Annotated in this window: 27 protein-coding genes; 14 read left to right on the top strand and 13 right to left on the bottom strand. The window is 69.1% G+C overall.

Annotated elements, in window-relative coordinates:
- Window positions 1-207: 207 nt before the first annotated feature.
- The 6 genes from ACLJRL_RS07850 to ACLJRL_RS07825 form a co-directional block, all read right to left on the bottom strand.
- Window positions 208-639, bottom strand: coding sequence for a hypothetical protein (locus tag ACLJRL_RS07850; RefSeq protein ID WP_410655399.1), 432 nt, complete (start codon window positions 637-639; stop codon window positions 208-210).
- Complete coding sequence (locus tag ACLJRL_RS07845; RefSeq protein WP_410655398.1) at window positions 636-1,715, bottom strand: molybdopterin-dependent oxidoreductase; 1,080 nt, start codon at window positions 1,713-1,715, stop codon at window positions 636-638. Before ACLJRL_RS07845 ends, ACLJRL_RS07850 begins: the two co-directional genes overlap by 4 nt.
- Complete coding sequence (locus ACLJRL_RS07840) at window positions 1,712-2,323, bottom strand: methyltransferase domain-containing protein (protein WP_410655397.1); 612 nt, start codon at window positions 2,321-2,323, stop codon at window positions 1,712-1,714. The genes ACLJRL_RS07845 and ACLJRL_RS07840 overlap by 4 nt, the downstream gene beginning before the upstream one ends.
- Window positions 2,320-2,976, bottom strand: a complete 657-nt coding sequence (locus tag ACLJRL_RS07835; RefSeq protein ID WP_410655396.1) for a DUF2064 domain-containing protein — start codon at window positions 2,974-2,976, stop codon at window positions 2,320-2,322. The genes ACLJRL_RS07840 and ACLJRL_RS07835 overlap by 4 nt, the downstream gene beginning before the upstream one ends.
- Window positions 2,973-3,629 carry a glycosyltransferase family 2 protein gene (locus tag ACLJRL_RS07830; RefSeq protein ID WP_410655395.1) on the bottom strand — a complete coding sequence of 219 codons (657 nt, stop codon included), beginning with the start codon at window positions 3,627-3,629 and terminating at the stop codon, window positions 2,973-2,975. The genes ACLJRL_RS07835 and ACLJRL_RS07830 overlap by 4 nt, the downstream gene beginning before the upstream one ends.
- 144 nt (window positions 3,630-3,773) lie before the next feature.
- Window positions 3,774-4,280, bottom strand: coding sequence for a copper resistance protein CopC (locus ACLJRL_RS07825; protein ID WP_410655394.1), 507 nt, complete (start codon window positions 4,278-4,280; stop codon window positions 3,774-3,776).
- Between the two features lie 396 nt (window positions 4,281-4,676).
- Here ACLJRL_RS07825 and ACLJRL_RS07820 point away from each other — a divergent pair, with 396 nt between their 5' ends.
- The 8 genes from ACLJRL_RS07820 to ACLJRL_RS07785 all read left to right on the top strand — a co-directional run bounded on the left by ACLJRL_RS07820 (window position 4,677) and on the right by ACLJRL_RS07785 (window position 11,474).
- Window positions 4,677-5,228, top strand: a complete 552-nt coding sequence (locus ACLJRL_RS07820; protein WP_410655393.1) for a hypothetical protein — start codon at window positions 4,677-4,679, stop codon at window positions 5,226-5,228.
- 3 nt (window positions 5,229-5,231) lie between these two features.
- Complete coding sequence (locus ACLJRL_RS07815; protein WP_410655392.1) at window positions 5,232-6,134, top strand: copper resistance D family protein; 903 nt, start codon at window positions 5,232-5,234, stop codon at window positions 6,132-6,134.
- Between the two features lie 26 nt (window positions 6,135-6,160).
- Window positions 6,161-7,120: a plastocyanin/azurin family copper-binding protein gene (locus ACLJRL_RS07810; RefSeq protein ID WP_410655391.1), complete on the top strand. Its 960-nt coding sequence runs from the start codon at window positions 6,161-6,163 to the stop codon at window positions 7,118-7,120.
- Window positions 7,121-7,184: 64 nt separating this feature from the next.
- Window positions 7,185-7,649 carry a hypothetical protein gene (locus ACLJRL_RS07805; RefSeq protein ID WP_410655390.1) on the top strand — a complete coding sequence of 155 codons (465 nt, stop codon included), beginning with the start codon at window positions 7,185-7,187 and terminating at the stop codon, window positions 7,647-7,649.
- Complete coding sequence (locus ACLJRL_RS07800) at window positions 7,646-8,275, top strand: plastocyanin/azurin family copper-binding protein (RefSeq protein WP_410655389.1); 630 nt, start codon at window positions 7,646-7,648, stop codon at window positions 8,273-8,275. Before ACLJRL_RS07805 ends, ACLJRL_RS07800 begins: the two co-directional genes overlap by 4 nt.
- Window positions 8,276-8,339: 64 nt before the next feature.
- Entirely contained in the window at window positions 8,340-9,713 is a 1,374-nt protein-coding gene (locus tag ACLJRL_RS07795) for a hypothetical protein (protein ID WP_410655388.1), read from the top strand.
- A 16-nt stretch (window positions 9,714-9,729) separates the two neighbouring features.
- Window positions 9,730-10,428: a response regulator transcription factor gene (locus tag ACLJRL_RS07790; RefSeq protein WP_410655387.1), complete on the top strand. Its 699-nt coding sequence runs from the start codon at window positions 9,730-9,732 to the stop codon at window positions 10,426-10,428.
- Complete coding sequence (locus ACLJRL_RS07785; RefSeq protein WP_410655386.1) at window positions 10,425-11,474, top strand: sensor histidine kinase; 1,050 nt, start codon at window positions 10,425-10,427, stop codon at window positions 11,472-11,474. Before ACLJRL_RS07790 ends, ACLJRL_RS07785 begins: the two co-directional genes overlap by 4 nt.
- 88 nt (window positions 11,475-11,562) lie before the next feature.
- On the opposite strand, the gene ACLJRL_RS07780 is transcribed toward ACLJRL_RS07785, so the two are convergent.
- Window positions 11,563-12,366, bottom strand: a complete 804-nt coding sequence (locus ACLJRL_RS07780) for an MBL fold metallo-hydrolase (RefSeq protein ID WP_410655385.1) — start codon at window positions 12,364-12,366, stop codon at window positions 11,563-11,565.
- Window positions 12,367-12,435: 69 nt separating this feature from the next.
- Window positions 12,436-13,497, bottom strand: coding sequence for an NAD-dependent epimerase/dehydratase family protein (locus ACLJRL_RS07775; RefSeq protein ID WP_410655384.1), 1,062 nt, complete (start codon window positions 13,495-13,497; stop codon window positions 12,436-12,438).
- A 127-nt stretch (window positions 13,498-13,624) separates the two neighbouring features.
- On the opposite strand from ACLJRL_RS07775, the gene ACLJRL_RS07770 reads away from it, so the two are divergent.
- Both ACLJRL_RS07770 and ACLJRL_RS07765 read left to right on the top strand, forming a co-directional pair.
- Window positions 13,625-14,125, top strand: a complete 501-nt coding sequence (locus tag ACLJRL_RS07770) for a molybdenum cofactor biosynthesis protein B (protein ID WP_410655383.1) — start codon at window positions 13,625-13,627, stop codon at window positions 14,123-14,125.
- A gap of 10 nt (window positions 14,126-14,135) precedes the next feature.
- Complete coding sequence (locus ACLJRL_RS07765; RefSeq protein ID WP_410655382.1) at window positions 14,136-14,309, top strand: hypothetical protein; 174 nt, start codon at window positions 14,136-14,138, stop codon at window positions 14,307-14,309.
- Between the two features lie 5 nt (window positions 14,310-14,314).
- On the opposite strand, the gene mscL is transcribed toward ACLJRL_RS07765, so the two are convergent.
- The 3 genes from mscL to ACLJRL_RS07750 all read right to left on the bottom strand — a co-directional run bounded on the left by mscL (window position 14,315) and on the right by ACLJRL_RS07750 (window position 15,892).
- The gene (mscL, locus tag ACLJRL_RS07760) at window positions 14,315-14,719 is read right to left on the bottom strand and encodes a large-conductance mechanosensitive channel protein MscL (protein ID WP_410655381.1); all 405 of its coding nucleotides are present in this window, start codon (window positions 14,717-14,719) and stop codon (window positions 14,315-14,317) included.
- A gap of 92 nt (window positions 14,720-14,811) precedes the next feature.
- Entirely contained in the window at window positions 14,812-15,462 is a 651-nt protein-coding gene (locus ACLJRL_RS07755) for an SAF domain-containing protein (RefSeq protein ID WP_410655380.1), read from the bottom strand.
- Window positions 15,463-15,580: 118 nt separating this feature from the next.
- Window positions 15,581-15,892, bottom strand: a complete 312-nt coding sequence (locus tag ACLJRL_RS07750; protein WP_410655379.1) for an FmdB family zinc ribbon protein — start codon at window positions 15,890-15,892, stop codon at window positions 15,581-15,583.
- A gap of 126 nt (window positions 15,893-16,018) precedes the next feature.
- Between ACLJRL_RS07750 and ACLJRL_RS07745 the strand changes: the two genes are divergently transcribed.
- From ACLJRL_RS07745 to ACLJRL_RS07730, 4 genes are all read left to right on the top strand, one after another.
- Entirely contained in the window at window positions 16,019-16,699 is a 681-nt protein-coding gene (locus tag ACLJRL_RS07745; RefSeq protein ID WP_410655378.1) for a class I SAM-dependent methyltransferase, read from the top strand.
- Entirely contained in the window at window positions 16,692-18,065 is a 1,374-nt protein-coding gene (locus ACLJRL_RS07740; protein WP_410655377.1) for a pyridoxal phosphate-dependent decarboxylase family protein, read from the top strand. Before ACLJRL_RS07745 ends, ACLJRL_RS07740 begins: the two co-directional genes overlap by 8 nt.
- Window positions 18,066-18,075: 10 nt before the next feature.
- Window positions 18,076-18,363 carry a DUF1905 domain-containing protein gene (locus ACLJRL_RS07735; protein WP_410655376.1) on the top strand — a complete coding sequence of 96 codons (288 nt, stop codon included), beginning with the start codon at window positions 18,076-18,078 and terminating at the stop codon, window positions 18,361-18,363.
- Window positions 18,364-18,512: 149 nt separating this feature from the next.
- Entirely contained in the window at window positions 18,513-18,929 is a 417-nt protein-coding gene (locus tag ACLJRL_RS07730; protein ID WP_410655375.1) for an SgcJ/EcaC family oxidoreductase, read from the top strand.
- A 69-nt stretch (window positions 18,930-18,998) separates the two neighbouring features.
- Here the strand turns inward: ACLJRL_RS07730 and ACLJRL_RS07725 are convergent, their stop codons facing one another.
- Together ACLJRL_RS07725 and ACLJRL_RS07720 are read right to left on the bottom strand one after the other, a co-directional pair.
- Window positions 18,999-19,943: a Gfo/Idh/MocA family protein gene (locus tag ACLJRL_RS07725; protein WP_410655374.1), complete on the bottom strand. Its 945-nt coding sequence runs from the start codon at window positions 19,941-19,943 to the stop codon at window positions 18,999-19,001.
- Between the two features lie 30 nt (window positions 19,944-19,973).
- A complete protein-coding gene (locus ACLJRL_RS07720; protein ID WP_410655373.1) occupies window positions 19,974-21,356 on the bottom strand; it encodes an NDP-hexose 2,3-dehydratase family protein in 1,383 nt (460 codons plus the stop codon).
- Between the last annotated feature and the right edge of the window lie 24 nt (window positions 21,357-21,380).

Raw genomic sequence — 21,380 nt, 5'->3', positions numbered from 1 at the left:
GCTTTCTCGCAGGTCACAGATGCTCGGCCGCAGTGCGCGGCCGAGACCAAACCCCGGCTCGAACCCCCAGCGGGCCGGACCCAGAGGCCACGTGCGACCGGCTGCCAATCCCGGTCGCGCGTGGCCCCTTTTTGTGCGGGGTGGCGGATGTGCCCCGGAGTGTCATGAAAGGGTCTTTCAGGACGAAAAATGTCTTGAAAGACCCTTTCATGACACCTCTCGACCGACCTGCCCTCGGGCGTTGCGGCGGAGCACGCTGGTCAAGACACCGGCCCACACGACGGCGAGGCTCACGAGCAGGCCGGTGACGGTGTCGGCGTCGTGCAGGCCCGGGTTCGCGGCCCCGCCGAACGGCCGCCACAGCAACGGGACCGCGATCAGGGTCAGCACGCCGGTGAGCACCGCGCCCGTCTTGACCGGCGTCTTCCACCGTTCCGGGAGGAACCTGCTCAGCGCGAGCCCGGCGACGCCGACCAGCGGCGCGATCAGCAGGTCGTGCACCAGCGGTCCGCCCACGAGCCAGCCGAGCGTCCCGAAGACGTCCGGGCTCAGTGGGAAGGCGTACTCGGCGAACAGCACCGCGCCCCAGGCGATCGCGCCGAGGCCGGGCAGAATGAGCAGCAGCCGCAACGTTTTCACAGTGTCTCCAAGCGGGTGACCCATTTCGTCTGCAGGACACCGGGCCGGTTCGGCGCGATGATCCGGCACGGGAAACCGTGGTCGGCGTCGAGGATCTCGCCGTTGAGTTCCAGCGCCAGCAGGGTGAGTTCGTCCGAGGTGTGGGTGCCCGGGAGTTCGCTGATCCCATAAGGTCCGGCCTTCTCCAGCGAGAACACGCGGACGGGCGTGCCCGGCGCGCTTCCGGCGTCACGCAACAACTCCGGCAGCGAGACGCCGCTCCATCGCGCGGACTCGCTCCAGCCTTCGACGCAGGCGATCGGCAGTTCGGCCGACGTCCTTGGCAGCGCACGGAGTTCTTCGAGCGAGTACGTCTTCGTGCCGTTCGGTGTCACCACCGAGAGCCGCCAGTTCGGATCCCGCGCGGTCTCCAGGACGCCGGCGGCCGCTGCCGTCCGGTTCACCGGCAGTCCTTGCGGTCCTTTGCCGCTGCGCCAGGAGAGGCCGGAGACGTTGCGCAGTAACGGAACCGTCGCTCCCGCTGTCGCGACGACGGCGACTCCCGCGGCCAGCCAGGTGGTGCGGAGGAAGGCGCGACGTGAGGGTTCGGGCTCCTTGGTGAGCGCACGGCGCACGATCGGGAGTTTCACCGCGATATGCACCAGGATCGAGCCGATCGCCACCCAAGCGACGGCGTAGTGCACCTGCGGGAAGTAGAACGTCCACGGATAGTTCTGCGCGATGTTGAACAGGCCGGTGGCGAGTTCGAAGAACGCGGCCGCGGAAAGCACCAGGATCGACAGGCGTTCGAGCGCGTGCGGCAGCGACCGGATGGCGGGGCGCTCGAACAGCTTCGGGTAGACGCTCCAGAGTTTGGCCAGCAGCAACGGAATCGACGCGATCCCGGAGATCACGTGCGTGCCCTGCGTGACGCGGTACAGCGAGACCGGACGGCTCGGCCAGCCGAACCACGACGGCGGGTGCTGGATGAGATGGCTGAGCAATCCGGTGACGAAGCACAGGGTGAACGTGACGGCCAGGGCGAGGCCGATCCGGGACGTCACCTGTTCGCTGTGCGCGGCGGAGCGGAACCTCATGGTTTCTCCAGACAGGCGAACCAGCGGTGGCCGCGGCGGGTGGACCAGGCGACCCGGAACGCGCTCTGGGCGGCGAGTCCGGCGATGGCTTCGGCGCCGACCCATGCCCAGGTGAACCACGAACCGCCGTCGTCGGGCCGCAACCGCACGCGGTCACGGCGGATACCCCGGCCCGGCGGGTCGAGTTCGACGAGCGCGGTCCCGCCGCCGGTGAGCAGTTCGGACGCGCGCTTCAGCAGACGGAGCGGGTCGCCGCCGATGCCGATGTTCCCGTCGGCGAGCAGGAGGTGCCGCCAGCGTCCTTCGCCCGGCACGCTGTCGAAGACGTCACGCCGCAGCGCGACGGCGCCGCGTGCGTGGGTGAGCCGCACGGCCGTGGCCGAGATGTCGACGCCGAGCGAGGCGACGCCGCGTTCGGTCAGAGCGGCGGTCAGCCGTCCGGGGCCGCAGCCGATGTCGAGCGTCGGCCCGGCGCAGGCGTCGAGGAGGACGTCGTCGCCGTCGCAGGGAATGGCCGTCCAGCGTTCCACCGGCAGATGGACGCGTTCGCCGGTCGCGAGTTCCAGCCAGCAGCGGTGGCCGAGCAGGCCGGGATCGAAGGCGGTCACCGGACGGCCGCGACCGCTTGGGCGAACCGGCTTCGCGGTACTCCTGCCGCGACACGGCGCGCGTCGGCCATGGTGTCCACATCGGACAGTGTCGGTAGCGCGCCGGGTCGAAGCCCGACTTCCTTCAGTGCGCGCAGGGTTTCCTGTCCGGTGTTCGCGCACGACATCGGAACACCGGCGAGGGCCTTGGCGTGCAGGGGATCTGCGAGACCCAGAGCCCACCAGCCACCGTCTTCCGCCAGCCCGAGCACGGAATCCTCGCTGTACAGCGCTTTCGCCGCGGCGGCGAGTGATTCCGGGGTGACCTGCGGGGTGTCCATCCCGATCTGCAGCACCGGTGTATCCGGGTGGCGAGCGGCGGTGTCGGCGTGCACGTTCACCAGGCGGACGTCGAAACCGTTGCCGCGCTGAGGGATCACGTCCGTCTTTTCCAGTGCCGCGGCGATTTCCTCGGATCGGACGGCGGCGTCGAGGTCTCCGGTGAAGGCGACGACGACCTGCGCGTCCGGGGTCAGCAGGGCGGCGTCGAGCGTGTCGAGCAGTGAGGCGGCCGCGATCCCGGCGGCTTGGTCCGGGGTCGCGGGCGGGCAGAGCCGGGTCTTCGCGAAACCCGGCACGGGCGCCTTGGCGACGATCAGCAGGCAGAAGATCATCGGCTCAGCACCCGCCCGAAATCCCTTGCGGCACGGAGGGTTCCGCGCAACGAACCGGAGACCTTCGACTTCGTGCCCTTGGCGCGTTCGCCGTAGCGGACGTCGAACTCGGCGATCCGCCAGCCGGCGCGCCCTGCCTTGATCAGCAGTTCGAGCGGATACCCGAAGGCGCGATCGGCGACGCCGAGGTCGAGCAGCGCCTGCCGCCGGACCGCGCGCAGCGGCGCGATGTCGTGGACCGGCGAACCCTGCCGCCGCAAGAGCGCCGAGACCAGCATGTTGCCCGCGCGGGCGTGCCACGGCCAGACGCCGGGCCCGGTCGGCACCCGGCGGCCGACGGCCAGATCCGCCCCGGCGAGACCGCCGACCAGTATCGGCAGTTCGGCGAGGTCGAGGGAGCCGTCGGCGTCGGCGAAACAGACGACGTCCGCCGTCGCCGCCTCCAGCCCGGTGTGCACCGCGGCGCCGTAGCCGCGCCGGGGCTCGTGGACGACCTTCGCCCCGAGCGCGGCCGCCACCTCGGCGGAGCCGTCGCGGGAACCGTTGTCGACCACGATCGCGCGGTAGCGTTCGGGCAGGGCCGCCAGTACCTGTGGCAGGGCACCGGCCTCGTCGAGGCAGGGAAGCACGACGTCAACCTGGTCATCGTTCACGAACAGCACGTTAAGTCCGGGATGGACGGACGAGAACCCTTGCCGTGCTTACCGAATCATGACGTCGTCGAAGATCTTACGAGGTCGTGACGGACCTCGCTCCCGCTCCGCCGGGCGTCGTGAACCCGGTTATGGTGCCCGGCTTCACGGTTTCGCGATCCGCCTCGCCACGAACGCCCCGGCGATCGCGACCAGGGCGGCCCCGGCGATCCACGGCCACACCGGCATGGAGTCGCCCGCCGCCGGAGGGGCGGCCATCGTGTCGGTCCGCACCACCGGATCGGCGGCGGCCTTCCCGGCCCCGGCGATGGTCAGCGTGAACGGGACCGAACCCGACACGGGATGGCCGTCCGCGGACACCACGCGGTACTTCACCGTGTAGACGCCCGCTGCTCCCAATGCGCGCAGTGGCGCGGACAACTTCTCCCCGGCGACCACCGGCACACCGCCTTCCCACTGTGACGAGCCGTCCGGCCCGAGCACGGTCAATTCGCTGAAACTGTGATCGAGCGGCTCGTTGAACATCAAAGAGACAACGGAAGGCGCGGAGGCGATCGAGGAGTCTTTCGCCGGATCGCTCGAGACGAGCACGCTGTGCGCCATCGCGGGCTGGACGCCGGCGAGTGTCGTGAACAGCACGAGCGCGGCCACGAAGGCCCCCTGCAGAGATGGCCGGATAAGCGACATGGTTCGTCCTCACGATGTCTTTTGAATGGCCGGGAATGGGCCCCATGGTCGGTGACGGAATGACCGGACGCGTTGCGGTGGAGGGGGATCGCGCAACAACCGTGTTAACGAAAACTCACCGGCCCGCGCGACGAACCCCGCGAAACGGACACGCTGCCGCCGATCGTCACCCGAACGGCCGCGCCGGGCGGGCATTCGGACGCGGAATTCACCGCCGTCCGGAGACATGAGGCCGGGTTCCTTTACCTGGGCTTCATGTGGCGATCATGCCGGGTAACGCGGCACCTGGTTTTCTTCTGGCCCATCGAGCCCTTCCCCTTTCCGCTCAATTCCCTCGTTTCCTTATGGAAGGACGCATTCGTGGCCTTGCGAGGTATCGCCCCGCGCCGGGATCAGCTGATCGCGGCGAGCCTCACCGGCGCCGTCGTGATCGTGGTCGGGTACGCGTCGGGTCTCGGGCTGAAACCCGGGACGGCGGCGGAAAACCCGCCGGTGCTCGCCCAGCCCGCGCCGTCCGGAACCACGCCCTTGCCGGGCGGGGAGCCACCGGCGCCCGCCCCGATCCCTTCCCTGCCCGCGGTTCCGGTCACCGACATCCCCGCCCCGGTGGTTCCGCCCGTGCCTGGCGGCGGTATCGAGGTCCCACCTTCGGTGCCGCCGCCGGAACCCGTGCCGTCACCTCCGCACCCCGATCCGGATCCGCCGCCGACCACGCCGCCATTGCCGCCGCCCGACGCCGAGCTTCCGGCGTGTCAACCCGGTGTGGCGCAACAGGTTCTGGACGTCGTCGCCGGGCTCCCGCTGATCAGTGAGATCACCGACGGCCTCGGCGCGACTCTTCTCGGGTACTGCCGCGCGACCGATGGCACGGTAGTCCTCGAAACAGTCCCCCTTCCCGTGGCGGTCCGGTGAGCCATGGTCAAGACCTGGTATGTACTCGCGCGCTGTGTGGACTACTTCGGCATGACCCTGTTCGCGGGCGGCCTGTTCTTCTTCGCGTTCCTCTGGCCGTCCGGCGCCGAACAGAGCCGGGCACGCAAGGTCGTCGGCATCGGCTGGCTGCTCGGTCTCGTCGGCACGGTGGCGGGACTCGGTCTGCAGGGCGCCTGGGCGGCGCAACGTCCGGCCGCCGACCTCTTCGACTGGGATCTGCTCAGCCAGGTGCTCGACTCGCAGTTCGGCCGCGTCTGGTTCGCGAAGGCGTCGCTGTGGCTGCTGGCCGGGGTCGTCCTCGCGGATCTGTTGCAACGCGGGAGGATCGCAGCGAAATCGGCTGCTTGGCGGGTCGGCGCGGGCGTGGTGACTTTGGGTCTTCTGCGCACCACAGGCTTGACCGGGCACGCTGTCGAGAGCAGCAGGCCGTTGCTCACCCAGGTCGCGGATCTCGTGCATCTGGCCGGGATCTGCGCCTGGATCGGCGGACTCGCCGTCCTGCTGTTCGGTGTGCTGTCCCGGCGTGATCCGAGCGAACTCGCCGCCGTAGTGCCGCGCTATTCCCGCCTGGCGATGGTCTCCGTGCTCGCGGTGATCGCGGCGGGCGTCGTGCTGGCGTGGCAGACGGTCGGCGGCTGGGCTCGACTGTCCACAACGGACTACGGACAACTGCTGGTGATCAAGCTGCTCGTCCTCGCTGTCGTCCTCATCATCGCGCAGGGCAGTAAAAGCTGGGTGGCGCGACGGCTGGACTTCGCCGTCGTCCTGCGCGGCGACGCCGCCACCGTCCGCCCCTTCGTCTATTCCGTCGCCGCCGAGACCGCGCTCGTCATCGTGGTCCTCCTCGCGGCGAGCCTCCTCGTCACGGCCAGCCCCGGCCGGTGAACGTCCCGATGAAAGGAGTGTCCTTTATGGATAACCCAGAGCCCATGAAGCCCGTTGCCGAGGCACCGCCGGTGGTGCCCGCGCGGCGGAACTGGCCGGTGGCTGTGGCGATCCTCGCCCTGGGTATCGCGCTGTTCAGCCTCGCCACCCTGCGGGGCGGGCAGCAGGCGGACACCGGCCAGACCGCCGACGTCGACCTGGCCGCGCTGTCGAAGCAGGGGCCGCTGGCGGTTCCGTTGTACCAAGGGCTTTCCCAGGAACAGGCGGCGGCGCCGGCGGCCGCCAAGACCGTCGAAATCATGGGCTACAAGTACAGTCCCGCGACCCTTTCCGTCGCCGTCGGCGACACGGTGACGTGGACCAACCACGACACCGCGCCGCATAACGTCGTCATCACCGACGGCCCGGAGAAGTTCACGTCGCCGACGTTGCAGCAGGGGCAGACCTTCAGCCACACCTTCACCAAGGCGGGGGATTACTCCTACTACTGCTCGGTGCACCCGGACATGAAGGCTTCGGTCAAGGTGGACGGCACTTCGCCGACGACTCCGACCACACCGACGAGCGCTCCGCCGACCTCGACCAGCAGCACACCGCCGCCGTCGCACACGATGCCGCCGACCACTCCCGGCGGGGGATCGTGTGTGCCCAAGGGAATGCTGCAGCCGATCGTCGACCACGTGAAGGCGGCGCACCTGCAGACCTCGCCGGGGCAGCAGGTGCAGGACATCCTCAACCTCGACCAGTACATCAAGACGCATACCGTGTGGCTGGAAACCGTTCTCGCGCCGGTGCTGGACGGGTCGGCCGACAAGGTCGTCGCCGACACGCTCGCGCCGATCATCGCGCACGTCAAGGCCGCGCATCTGGAGACCTCACTCGGCCAGCAGGTGACCGATCTGCTGAGCCTCGACCAGTACATCAAGACGCATACGGTGTGGCTCGAAACCGTGCTCACGCCGTTGCTGAACCAAGCGAGCTGCTAGGTCGTGGGGCCCGGCAGGCCGGGCCCCACGCCAGTATCCCCGTTCCCCAGCACGGAGACGAGCGATGTCCGACACCGAACTCCTGCCCGCGCCGGTCCAGGCCGGCTACACGCTGCGCCCGGACCGCTGTGTCCTCGAACCGTCGATCAGGTTCCTGCGTTTTCCCTTGGTACGCGGCAGGTTCGCCGCGACCGCGGGCTATCTGGACGTCTCGGAGGAGCCGGGGCTCATCGTCGAGGTGGATGTCCCCTCGCTGCGCACCTATCCGTGGCCGGTGAAGTACTCGATCCTGAAGCGCAGCGAAACGCGCGCGCTCACGTTCACCGCCGACGAAATCATCCTCGACGAAAGGCGGATACAGATCGAAGGACGGATCGGGAGCCGCGGACTCATGCTCGCCGGAGACCTGCGTCATGCCGACGAAGAACGGATCGTCCTCTGGGCCAAGGGAATCCTGCCCCGGCCACGGCGCGCGCGGTGGTTCGTCCGCCGCGTCCACGTCGAGATCGCCATCGAGTTCGCCCGATGAAACGAGTCACGGGTCTCGCCCTGGCGGCGATTTTCCTGATCCTGCAAGCCATCTATCTGACACCGCCGGCGAAGGCAGCCACACAGCAGGTGATGATGCAGAACTACGCCTACGGTCCCGCCACGGTGACCGTGCGGGTCGGGGACACCGTCACCTGGATGCAGCACGATCAGGCGCCCCACGACGTCGTCACGACGAGTGCTCCTGCCGCGTTCCGCAGTCCGAAGCTTTCGGCCGGGCAGAGCTGGAGCCACACGTTCACCAAGCCGGGCACGTATTCCTACTACTGCACGGTGCATCCGGACATGCGCGCGTCGGTCACCGTGCTTCCTGCGGAAACGCCCGCGAAACAGTCGGCGCCCGCACCGCCGAAACAGACCACGGCGCGCCCTGCGACATCAGCGGTCGCGAGTCCGACGGCAAGTTCGCAGCCGGCGAGCAGTGCGCCCCCGGCCACAACGGCCTCCACCCCGGCTCCTGCGAGCGAGACCGCGGCGCCTCCTCCTGTCACCCAGCAGGCGGCGGCTTCCGAACCGTCGCTCGACCCGATGCTGCTGGTCGCCGGGCTCGTCACGGCGGTGGCGGTGTTGTGCCTGCTGCTGGTGGGCTCGCGACGACCCGGGTGATCGCAAGTCTTACCGAGTTCTGACGGACCGCTTTCCGGCGCCGGTGGACAGCGGAAACGTGGTTATGGTGCCGGTGATGACCACTGCCCGGCTCACCGAGCCTCCGAAAACCGCGCCCGCGCCGACGGGTCGCCGCGCCGACCTGATCGCCGTCGCGCTGGCGATGGCCCTGGTCGCCGCGGCGATCGCCGTCGGGCTCTACTACAACCGGCCCGGTTCCGGCGTGGTGATCTACGCCTTCGCGCCGCCTCTGTTCGGGCTGTGGCTGGCGCACGTCGGACCCGGCTCGATCGCCGCTGTCGTGGTGGCGATCCTCGTCGTGACCAGGGGACCGGTGCTCGCGGCGCGGCTGCGCTGGCGCCCGCTGCTCGCGCTCGGCTACGTGACCGCGCTGGCGTGGACGTTCTCACTGGCGATGATCGACGGCTGGGCCCGCGGTTTCACCGGCAGGCTCGCCACGGAGCACGAATACCTGCATGAAGTACCGGGGATCACCGACATCCCCAGGATGCTGAGCGAGTTCTCCTCGCGCATCCTGGACTTCCAGCCGAACTCGTGGACGACGCACGTCTCCGGGCATCCGCCGGGCGCCACGCTGCTGTTCGTCTGGCTCGATCGCCTCGGGCTGGGCGGCGGTGCCTGGGCGTCGACGTTCGTCGTCCTGGCCGGCTGCCTGGTCGTCGTCGCCGTCCCGGTGACACTTTCCGCGCTGGGCAGGCAGGACGCCGCCCGGACGGTCCTGCCGTTCGCCGTCCTGACGCCGGGCGCGATCTGGATCGGGGTCTCGGCGGACGGCCTGTTCGCCGGGGTGACGGCGACCGGGATCGCGCTCCTGGCGCTCGCCACGCGGCGGCGGATCCTCGCGCTCCCGGCCGGACTGCTGCTCGGCTTCGGGCTCTTCCTCTCTTACGGACTCGTGCTGCTGGGGCTGATCGCGCTGGCCGTCGTCGTGCTGACGCGGCAGTGGCGGATCCTGCTTTTCGCGCTTCTCGGGGTGGCGGCGGTCGTCGCGGCGTTCGCGGTGACCGGGTTCTGGTGGCTCGACGGGTATCACCTGGTGGTCGAGCGCTACTACCAGGGGATCGCCACGCTGCGCCCGTACTCCTATTGGGTATGGGCGGATATCGCGGCGGTGCTGATCGCGATCGGCCCGGCCGTGGTCGCCGGAACGCGACGGACGGGGTCGGCGTTCCTCGCCGAACCGAAACGGTCGTTCCGCGACCCGGTCACCCTGATCGTGCTCGCCGCGGTGCTGACGATCGCGTTCGCCGACCTGTCCGGCCTGTCGAAGGCGGAGGTCGAGCGCATCTGGCTACCGTTCGCGGTCTGGACGCTGCCCGCCATGGCGCTGCTGCCGTCGCCGGGACGGCGCTGGTGGCTCGCCGCGCAGGCGGCCACGGCGCTGGTGGTGAACCATCTGGTGCTGACGAGCTGGTGAGAGCGTGAGGTGTGGCATGACCGAGCAGGGCCGGGTCCTCGTGGTCGACGACGACGAGACCGTCCGTGACGTCGTCCGGCGGTATCTGGAGGTGGCGGGGTTCGACGTCGACGTCGCCGGGGACGGCACCGAAGGGCTGCGGCTGTTCTCGACGACCGCGCCGGACCTCGTGGTGCTCGACGTGATGATGCCGGGGCTCAACGGGCTCGAGGTCTGCCGCCGGCTGCGGCAGGTCAGCCAGGTCCCGGTCGTCATGCTGACCGCGCTCGGCGAGGAGGAGAACCGGATCGCCGGACTCCAGCTCGGCGCCGACGACTACGTCACGAAACCCTTCAGCCCCAAGGAACTCGCCCTGCGCGTGGCGTCGGTGCTGCGCCGGGCGAGGATGCCGCGGCCGGAACCGGCCGCGCTCGAACTCTCCGACGGGGGACTCCGGCTGCAGATGAACGCCCGGCAGGGCACTCTCGACGGCGTCGAACTTCCCTTGACCAGCAGGGAATTCGACCTGCTCGCGTTCTTCCTCGCCCATCCGGGCACGGCGTTCTCGCGCAACGACCTGCTGGAGAAGGTCTGGGGCTGGGACTTCGGTGACCAGTCCACCGTGACCGTCCACGTGAGACGGTTGCGGGAGAAGATCGAGAGGGAACCGGCCAAACCCGTCCGCGTCGCCACCGTCTGGGGCGTCGGCTACCGGTACGACCCGGTGCGGCCGTGATCGGCTCCGGTGAGTCGCTCGGCGAGATGCTGGCGCACGCCTGGCACATCCTGCCGTTCGCGCTGATGTTCGCCCTGCCGGTCGTGCTGCTCGGCGGCCTGGCGTTGTACGTGCTCAGGCGCGGTTCGCTGGCCAGCACGATGACGATCCTGGTGCTGATCCCGGCGCTCGCGACGCTGATCGCGGTGCTCGGGATCAGCGGGTTCATGTTCACCCCCGCGCTGACCACGATGACGCTCGTCTGTCTGCTGGTCGCGCTGGTGACCGTGCCGGCGGCGCTCGTTCTCGGCCGCGCGATCGCGCGTCGCAGCGTGTGGGAGCGGGAAGCACGGGAGCGGGAGCGCGCGGCGGAGGCGTCGCGGCGCGAACTGGTCGCGTGGATCAGCCACGACCTGCGCAGCCCGCTGGCCGGGATCCAGGCGATGGCCGAGGCGGTCGCGGACGGCGTCGTCGCCGATTCCGGCGAGGTCGCGGACTACGCCCGGCGGATCAGCGGTGAGACCACGCGGCTGTCCGGCATGGTCGGCGACCTCTTCGAGCTGTCGCGGATCACCGCGGGCGCGCTGGAACTGACCATGGCGTCCGTTCCGCTGCGCGACGTCGTGAGCGACGCCGTCGCCGCGCAAGCCCCGCTCGCCGAGCAGAAACGTGTGCGGATGGTCGAGAACGCCGACTCGCTCCCGGTCGTCTCCGGGAGCGACCCCGAGCTGGCGCGGATCGTGCGCAACCTGGTGTCCAACGCCGTCCGGCATACGCCGCCGGACGGGACGGTCGCGGTCCAGATCGGCATCGAAGGCGGCGAAGCGCTCCTGGCCGTCTCCGACGGCTGTGGCGGGATCCCCGACGAAGAGATCGGGCGGGTCTTCGACGTCGCGTTCCGCGGGACGCAGGCGCGGACACCCGAACGCGGCGGACTGGCGAGCGGCGGCGGACTCGGGCTGGCGATCGCGAAGGGGCTCGTCGAGGCCCATCGCGGCCGGATCGGTGTCCGCAACCACGGTCCCGGCTGCCGGTTCGAAGTCCGCCTGCCACTCGCCATGCCCTGACCCTGCTCCTGTACTTGGCGCGTTTCGTCCTCTAGTTGCGGTCCTTGCACGTGCAACTACCGCAACTAGAGGACGAAACGCGGGGGGATCAGAGGCGCAGGAAGCCCAGATCGGGGAAATGCGCGGGGGCGATGACGGCGCCGGTCTCCTCGGCTTCGGCGAGGAAACGCCGCCGGGTCGCCAGCGCGAGGTCCGGGTCGATATCGCCGAGGAAGCTGATCGCGGAGTCCGTCAGCTGGGCGGGCGTATGCAGGACGTCGCCGAGCAGGAGCAGACGCTCGTCGTCGGCGATGATGTCGAGGACGTAGTGGCCCGGCGTGTGCCCGGGTGCGTGCCGCGCCACGATCCCGGGCGCGATCGGGACGTCGTCGCCGCTGATGGCCTCGGTCAGGCCAGCGCCGCGGGCGGTCTCCATGCCGACGCGGCCCCATTCGCCCGTCCCGGCCGGCTCGATCAGCGCCTCCCAGTCGAGCTGCCCGAAGACGACCTGCGCGCCCGGGAAGGTCAGCTCGCCTTCGGGGGCGATCCAGCCGATGTGGTCGTTGTGGAGGTGGGTGAGGAAGACCGTGTCGATCTCGCCGACCGGGCAGCCGGCCTTGTCCAGCGCGGCCGCGAGGTCCCCGCCCGTGCCCATCGGCGGCGTGGGGTCGCCCTTGGCCGGCGTCATCCCCTTGGGGAACGCGAACTCGCGCGGGCCGAGCCCGGTGTCGACGAGGATCGTGCGGCCGTTGCCGCGGATCAGGTACGCGCCGGTCGGGACGTGCACCGTGCCGTCTTCGTCGAGGACGTCCGGGTGGGCTTCGGGGTCGAGACCGGGGAAGAACGCGAGCGGCAGCCTGATCAGGCCGTCGCCGAGCGCTTCGATCTCGATGTCTCCGACGGTGATGCCCACAAAACCCCCAAGTTCGCTCCGCTGATTCCGCGAACCACAACCACCTTGGGGCACCGTCTGTTCCCGGTTTCAGAGACCGACCGGTTCCCGCAGTTCAGCGGTGGCGAACCCGGCGATGCCTTCGGCGAAACCGGTCTTCGCGGTGAACCCGAGCAGCCGTTCGGCGCGGGCGGGATCGGCGACGACGTGCCGGACGTCCGCGGGCCTCGCGCCGCCGACGATGCGCGGCGCCGGTCCGTCGCAGGCCTTGGCGAGTTCCTCCGCGAGGTCGCCGACGGTGTGCGGGTGCCCGGAGCAGATGTTGAGTGGCACGAGGTCGGCTTCGGGACCTTCGGTGCGAAGCGCCAGGACGTTCGCCCTCGCGACGTCGTGCACGTGGACGAAGTCGCGCTGCTGCCCGCCGTCCTCCAGCACCGTCGGCGCCTCACCGCGCAACAGGGACGAGCGGAACAGCGACGCGACCCCGGCGTACGGGGTGTTCTGCGGCATCCGGGGGCCGTAGACGTTGTGATAGCGCAGGGCCCAGACCGTGCCGCCGGTCTGGCGGGCCCACGCGGCCGCCAGATGCTCCTGAGCGAGCTTGGTGGCGGCGTAGGTGCTTCGAGGCTGAAGTGGTGCGTCTTCGGGGACGAGCCGCCAGCCGAGCCCGGCGCCGCAGACCGCGCACGCGGGTTCGAACCGGCCGGCGTCCACATCGGACCGCTTCCGTGGCGACGGCGCGACGATCCCGTGTTCAGGGCACTCGTAGCGACCTTCGCCGTAGACGACCATCGACGAGGCGAGCACCAGCTTCCGCACCTCGGCCCGGTGCATCGCGGCAAGCAGGACGGCGGTGCCGTAGTCGTTGTTCAGCGCGTACGACGGCGCGTCCGACGGGTCGATCCCGTGTCCGACGACGGCCGCCTGGTGGCAGACCGCGTCGACGCCGTCCAGCAGCTCGGCGACCAGCTCCGTATCGGTGACGTCGCCCCGCAGGAACCGGTGGCGGCCGGTGTAGCCGGGCGGGTGCGGCGAACCGTGGGCGGTGCGCAGCAGGTTGTCGAGGACGACGACCTCGTCGGCCTCGTCGGACAGCAGATCGGCGATGTGGGAGCCGATGAACCCGGCCCCGCCGGTTACCAGTGTTCGCACGTTTCCGACGCTAAAGGCGATCTTCGCCGCCGGCCCCGGATCGGCCGCTCACGTCAGGGAATCGTCACAACTCGTGCCGCGCGACACCGTGCGGCGAAGATCGGCCGAAACCGGATACGGTGTGCGTATGGAACGGAGCGCACAACGGCTGGGCCGCGCACTGGTGGTCATCGTGGACGACCGTGTCGCCCACGGCGAACACGACGACAACACGGGACCGCTGGTCACGGAGCTGCTCGAAGAAGCGGGATTCATCGTCGACGGTGTCGTGGTGGTCGAGGCCGAGACGGCCGCGATCCGCAACGCGCTCAACACCGCCGTGATCGGTGGCGCCGACCTCGTGATCACCACCGGCGGCACCGGGGTGTCCCCGCGCGATCGCACACCCGACGCGACGGCCGGCGTGCTCGACCGCCCGATCCCGGGCATCGGCGAAGCCCTGCGCGCGTCCGGTCTGGCCGCCGGCGCGGTGGACGCGGGGATCTCCCGCGGGCTCGTCGGCGTCTCCGGCAGCACTCTGGTCGTCAACCTCGCGGGTTCGCGCGCGGCCGTCCGCGACGGCATGGCGACCCTGTCGTCGCTCGTGCCGTACGTGATAGACCAACTCTCCGGGCTCGAAGAGTCCTGAGACCGACTTCATGTCAGCTGAAGAGCAGGACAAGCGCCCGTCGGCGGCGGCGAAACGCCGGGTCGACGAGATCTTCGGCGACGTTCTCCCGGACACGACTTCAGACGAGCGGGAGCCGGGGCAGCGCACCCCGGAACCCGACTCGTGGTACCTGGAGAACCGGCCGCCTCACCACGACCGGTGAGCTGATCAGCCCTGACGGTTCTGCTGCGCGCGCAGCAGGTCGCGGATCTCGGTGAGCAGTTCGACGTCGGTCGGCTCGGTCGGGCCGGCCTCTTCGCCGCGCTTGCGCCGCTCCTGGATGTGCTTGACCGGCAGCACGATCGCGAAGTAGACGACGCCCGCGACGATCACGAAGTTGATCGCCGCGTTGATCACGCCACCGAAGTCGAGGAACGTGGCGTCGTTCGCGCTGAGGACGTTGAACCCCAGCCCCTTGGCGGCGTCCGAGCCGCCGATCGCGCTGATCAGCGGCTTGATCAGGCCGTTCGTGAAGGCCGTGACGATCGTCGTGAACGCCGCACCGATGACGACCGCGACCGCGAGGTCGACGACGTTCCCGCGCATCAGGAAGTCTTTGAAACCTTTGAGCACGTTGCTCTCCTCTTTGGGGACGGTTCGCCGACCGTCCCAGTGTCGCTGTACCGGGGGACGCAGGCGCCCGCCGCCGCAGGGGCAGGCGCGAGCTAGCGGAGGGTAACCGTTACCGGACGTTCCAGCGAAGTGGCCGCCACCCGTGTCGCGACTTCGGACGGCAGGGAAAGCAGCACCAAAGGTCCCTTGCTCCCGGTTCGGCCGCCCCTCGGCCCGGTGTCCTGCTCGGTGCCCTGTCCGCCGACCGCCGCCACGACGGCCATGCTGGCCAGCACGGACGCCTCCCGCCCGGCTTCGGCCGCCGCGACGACGTCGACCCGATGCCCGGGCCGCAGCAGCTCGGCGACCCCGGCGTCGGCGAGCCTCACCGGCACAGTTGAACTTTCTGGATCACCCGATCCGGGGATGGCCGCTCCCACCAGCCGGACATCGGTCAGTGCCTCACCCGCCCGGGCGGCCCCGACGAGCAACCGTCCCTCGACCGAGCCGGTCTGGGAGGTGGCGCCGTGCGGCCGGACGTCGTCCGGGACGTCGACGAGCTTGAGGTCTCCGGCGCGGAGCAGCGTCCCGGCCGGGAGATCACGGGCGGAGACGACGGTGGCGGTGCCGGGCGCTCCGCGGGCGGAGGCGGGCAGGAAGAGCGCGATACAGCCGCTGAGCAGGAGGGCCAGGGCGAGCCAGCGGCGGAGCAGCCGCGCCGGCCTGCCGTGGAGTCTTCGCAGGACGGGCAGATCGTGGAGCACGGGATTCCCCCTCGTCGATCGGGTCGGTTCCCTCGACGCTAGGGGCGGGCGCGGAGCCCATGGAAGAACAAAATCCCCCGGCTGTGGATAACCGGGGGGTTGTGGACAACTCGGACGGTCAGGAAGCGGTCGCGGCCGTTTTCGTCGTACCCGTGGAGGAGGATGTCGAGCTCGATTCGCTCTTCTTCTCGCTCTTCGCTTCGGGCTTCGACTCCGTCTTGGCCGAGGTCGCGGTGGTGCTGGTGGTCTTCGCGTCACGCGAATCGTTGCGGTAGAAACCGCTGCCCTTGAAGACCACGCCGACCGAGCTGAAGACCTTGCGAAGCGGCCCTGAGCACTGCGGGCAGACGGTCAAGCTCGCGTCGGAGAACGACTGCACGGCCTCGAAACCGTGTTCGCATTCCTTGCAGGCGTATTGGTAGGTGGGCACTGCAGCTCCTTCGTGCATTGGCACTCAGCCGACATGAGTGCTAACGCCACACGGTACCGGCGCATTCCGGAGCAGGTCAAACAAGGTTTCCCAAGCTCACACGACGCGCTGGTCACACGTGCCACGATGGCGTTGCGTACCTGCGGCGGAAGGTGGGTCACCATGCCGGAGCGAAACGAAGATCCGTTCGACGGCCGTGAGCCAACCAGTCACGAGCGTATGACGGGCCTGCCCTGGGACGCGTCGTACCACGAAGGCCCTGCACCGTGGGACTTCGGCGGCCCCCAGCCGGCGGTCGTCAGGGCGGCGGGGAAGTTTCTCGGACGGGTGCTCGACGCGGGCTGCGGCTCCGGCGAGAACGCGCTTCATCTCGCTTCGCTGGGTCTCGACGTCCTGGGTGTCGACGTCGCCGAGACCGCGCTGAAGAGCGCAAGGCAGAAGGCCCTCGAACGCGGGCTCGGGGCCGAGTTCGCCACGGCCGACGCGCTCCACCTGGAGCGCCTGGGGGCGAAGTTCGAGACGGTGCTCGACTGCGGCCTCTTCCACAGTTTCGACACCGCAGAGCGCCTGAAGTACGTCGAGAGTCTGAAGGCGGTCACCGGCGGAACGCTCTATCTCCTCTGCTTCGGCGACGAAGGCGAGAACCCTGGGCCACACCCCGTCAGCCGCGAAGCGCTCCAGAGCGCCTTCGCTGGAGGCTGGCGCATCAAAGCCATCGACAACGAGCGCGTCCGGACGCGGTTCCACGACGAGAACGGCGCTCCGGCCTGGTTCGCGACGATCGAAAGAGAGCCGACTGGTGAGTGATTTCCGAGATCTGGTGGCGGACGCGGCGGCCCGCGTGGCCGACTACCGCGAGCGGGTGGACTCGCTGCCGGTCTTCCCCCAGGACACCGACATCCGCGGAGCGCTCGGCGACCTGCCCGAGAAGCCCACCCCGGCGGCCGACGTGATCCGGCGGCTGGCCGGCGCCGTCGAGCCCGCGCTGGTGGCCACCACCGGGCCGAGGTATTTCGGGTTCGTCACCGGCGGCGCGCTCGACGCGGCGACGGCCGCCGACATCCTGACGACCGGCTGGGACCAGAGCGCCTTCAACCACACCACCGCGCCCGCCGCGGCCGTGGTGGAGGACGTGGCAGGGGAGTGGCTGAAGGACGTCCTCGGCCTGCCGTCCACGGCTTCCTTCGGGTTCGTGACCGGCGGACAGGGCGCGAACACGGTCGGGCTCGCCGCGGCCCGCCACCACATGCTGGCGAAGGCCGGATGGGACGTCGAGCGCCGCGGCCTGAACGGGGCGCCCGCGCTCAGAGTGGTCGCGAGCGAAGAGCGCCACGCCACCATCGACCGGTCCCTGCGCTTGCTCGGCTTGGGCACCGACGCCGTCGAACCCGTGCGTGCCGACGCGCAAGGTGCCATCGACGTCGCCGACCTCGAACGGGTTCTCGACGGCCCCGCAATCGTTTGCCTCCAGGCCGGGAACGTGAACAGTGGTGCCTTCGACAACTTCGCGGCCGCGATCGCCCTCGCCCACGAGCACGGCGCGTGGGTGCACGTCGATGGCGCGTTCGGGCTCTGGGCGGCCGCCAACCCCGCAAGTAGTCCTCTGGTCGCGGGGGTGGAGACGGCCGATTCGTGGGCGGCCGACGGGCACAAGTGGCTCAACGTCCCGTACGACAGCGGTTACGCCTTCTGCGCCCACCCCGAGTCCCACGCCGCCGCGATGTCCTTCACCGCCGCCTATCTGACCGGCCATGGCGACGGCGACCTGCGGGCGCCGAGCGACTTCGTGCCGGAGTCCTCCCGGCGAGCGCGGGGTTTCGCGACGTGGGCGGCGCTCAGCCAGCTGGGGCGCACCGGAATCGCCGAGCTGATCGAACGATGCTGTGCGCTGGCCCGGAGGTTCGCCGATCAGCTCGGCGAAGTCGAGGGCATCACCGTCGTGAACGACGTCGTGCTGAATCAGGTCCTCGTCGGCTTCGGTGATGAAACGGACCGCGTCGTCGAGGCCGTGCAGCGTTCCGGTGAGTGCTGGATGGGCGCGACCACCTGGCACGGCCAACGGCTCATGCGTATCTCGGTGTCCGGCTGGAACACGACCGAGGCGGACGTCGACCGCAGTGTCGCCGCCATTTCGGCATCATGGAAGGCGGTCCGGGAGCGCCGCCGCGGTTAAGGTCCGGATCATGCCCGAGAAGACAGCGCAGGAGATCGACGTGACCTTCACGGCCGAGGTCATTCCCGATGCCAACAGTGGCTGGCCCTGCGTGAACATGCCGGACTCGGCCGAATTCTTCGGCACCGGCAAGGCGGTCAAGGTCGCCGGCACCGTGGACGGTCTCGACTACGAGGCGAGCATGCTCCCGATCGGCGGCGGGGTGCACATGCTGCCGCTGCGCAAGCCGTTCCGGAAGATCATCCGGAAGGAGATCGGTGACGAGGTCACCGTGCACCTGACGAAACGGATCTCCTGACCGCGCCCTGCTTCCTGCGCCCTCAATGCCGCCGCAAACAAAGAGACGCCACCGCTTCGCCGGGCTGGGATCGTGGGAACAGGTTCATGCGAGGACCGGTGTCCCTCCCGCTGCCGGCCACCTCTGCGACCGTCCACGAAGGGAAAGCCATGACGACCACTGAAGCCGCCAAGGTCACCGACGAGGACAAGGGGGCCATCGCGGCGCTCACCCAAAAGGTCATCGCCGCCTGGGCCGACCACGACGCCGACGCCTTCGCCGACCTCTTCACCGAGGACGCCACGATGATCCTCGCCGGCAGCTTCGCCGAAAGCCGTGAGGCGATCCGAAGCTTCCTCAAGGAGGCTTACGCCACCAGCTACAAGGGCACTCGGGTGACCGGGACGCCGATCAACCTGCGTTTCCTGTCCGCCGACTCGGCGGTGCTGCTGACCCAGGGTGGTGTGCTGTTCAAGGGCGAATCCGAGGTCGCCGACCACAACGCGATCCGCGCCTCGTGGACCGTGGTCCGGCAGGCCGACGGGTGGCGGCTCGCCGCCTACCAGAACACCCCCCGCGACAAGTAAGTCCCACGAATCAGTCCGTGAAGGCCTCCTTGAGGGACTCAGAGTCCCTCAAGGAGGCCTTCACGGACTTCAGTTCGCTGCCTGGGTGAGACGATCGAGGGTTCGGGCGTCGCTGAGCAACGGGGCGTCGAACTCCCTCGATCCCGCGTTCACCGCGTCGACGACACGGGACAGGAATACCCGCATGCTGTCGGCAGGGCGCAGGGTTCGGGTGCCGCGCTCGCCGCGGGAATCGGTCCGGAGTTCGGCCGCCATTTCCGGCGGGGCCGAGAAGGGGCGCTCGAATTCGATGGCGACCTCTCGCCCCAACAGCAGCAGAGAGTTGCGATAGTTCGTCGTGAACCCGAATTGCCCGACGATCGTCATCCCGCCCGGATAGCCCGCCAGCACACTGTAGGACGTTTCCAGGCCGTCGGCGGTGCGATCGCCCACGAGTACGTCGACCCGCTCAGGCTCCGTACCCCACAGGACTCTGCCCAGTGACGCCATATACGGGCCGGTGTCGAGAAGGGCGCCTCCACCCTTCCGGCGGTCGTGCCGGAAATCGTCCGCCGGCACGGGCGGGGTGAACACCGCCACGACCTTGGTGATCTCCGTGCCGAGCTCCGCGACCAGCGCCCTGGCTTCCGAAAACATCGGGTGGAACGAATAGCACGTGGCTTCCGCGATCACCCGAGAGGAGGACTGAGCCAGGGACACCATTTCTTCGGCCGCGGCGAGGGTCGGGAAGGCCGGCTTGTCCACGATCACGTGATGCCCTCGCTCGAGGGCATACCGAACGGCGCTCTCATGCTCGCTGTTCGCCAGCGAAACATAAACCAGGCAAGGGTTCTCGGTTCGCAGGGCGGTACGCCAGTCGGTATATCCCCGGCCCGGTTTCGTGAGTTCTCCGACAGCCTCGACGCCGGCATGCGCGCTCGCGATGCTTATCGCCTTGATCTCGTCCATGGCCGACGCGGCGGGCAGCACCCGGCGTTCGGCGAAGCGCGACAGGCCGATCAGGAGCAGTTCCATGGCTCTCCGGGACTGGGCGGAGGAACGGGATCAGAGGAGACAGGCCATGAGGCTTCGCGCCTCGACATTGACGTAATAGCCGGAATGCGTGAGCCGGTTGAGCATGCCGAGTGTCATCCACCGATAGTTTTCCGGCGCGTCGACGGGATGGCCTTCGGGAAGTTCGATCACCAGATGTTTCGTATCCGCGCGGTGGAACCTGCCGCCGTCCTCCGATTGCACGGAATCCAGCCGGATCTGGGAAACGGGCGAGGTGAGATACTCCGCGAGCGGCGGAAGGTCTTGTGGTCCTCGCTGGTAGCCCGGCGCTAGCTGGATCGTCGCGGCGAGTTCGAGGCGGTCCGTCAGACCGGGCTGAACCATCGCCTGGACCAGAAAACGCAGCACGCCCTCGCGTCGCTGGCAGAGGAACGCCACCAGGTTGCCGGGGACCGGTTCGAGCATCGGCTGCGACCAGGTGCCGACCTCCCGGCTCGTCGCTTCCACGGAAAGCCCGATTATCCGGAAATAGCGGCCGTCGCGATGCCTGATGCTCTGCCCGTCGGAGATCCATTCGTCCATTTCCGGCAGGTCGATCCGCCGGGCGTCCAGCGTGAAGATCTCCTTCTGGTCGATGAGCCAGGTCATCTCCGTGGAGAGGTCGGTGTCCGAGCATCCCGCGCTGTGCGACGCGATGACCTGAGCGTGGAATTCCTCGCCCAGGTCGGCGTTGATCCGCGGGGCACCGGCCGCCGCATAGGAGACGCAGGCCAGCACGGTGCGGGCGTTCATGTTCACGTTCCCGTGCGCGAGCTGAGGCCGCAGCTGTCCCAGGGTGAGCCAGGCGAAGTCGTCCCCTGTCGGGACTTCCTCGTCCGGCGGGACCTCCACGATCATGTTCCGGTTCCGTTTGTGGAGATACCAGGACGCGTGCTCGGAAAGCAGCCGGTCCACGAGGATGCGGCCTCGGCCGGGTTTCAGGAAGTACTCGAGGTACGGCGTGGACCGTCCCCCGTGGACCCGCTGGTAGTTGCTCTGGGTGGCCTGCACGGTCGCCGCGTACTGGACCAGGCTGGTATTGCCCGGCTCCATTTTCACCTGCATCAGGAAATGGAGCACCCCGTTGATCCGTTTGACCAGAATCCCCAATATCCCGATATCGGGTTGCACGATGATCGGCTGGCACCAGTGTTCAGATGGCCCGAAGTTGGTCCGGACGGAAAGTCCCTCGATGGTGAAGAAGCGCCCTGAAGAATGGATCAGCCGGTCGCCGCCCCGCCAGTCGGTCAAACTCTCCAGCGGGACCTCCTCCACGCGGTAGAAAGAGGATTCGTACCGCTCTTTGAGGAAGATGTCGGGATCGGGCGTCTCCGGGCTGATCCTCACCAGGGCCGATGCCAGGAAGTCGTCGTCGCGGCTTGCCGAAGTGGACATTCAGTTCCCTCCTCCGGTCGGGCA

Source organism: Amycolatopsis sp. lyj-112 (assembly GCF_046549055.1).
Classification (GTDB): domain Bacteria; phylum Actinomycetota; class Actinomycetes; order Mycobacteriales; family Pseudonocardiaceae; genus Amycolatopsis.
The sequence above is the reverse complement of the archived record's forward strand: the minus strand, read 5'-3'. Positions and strand labels throughout refer to the sequence as shown.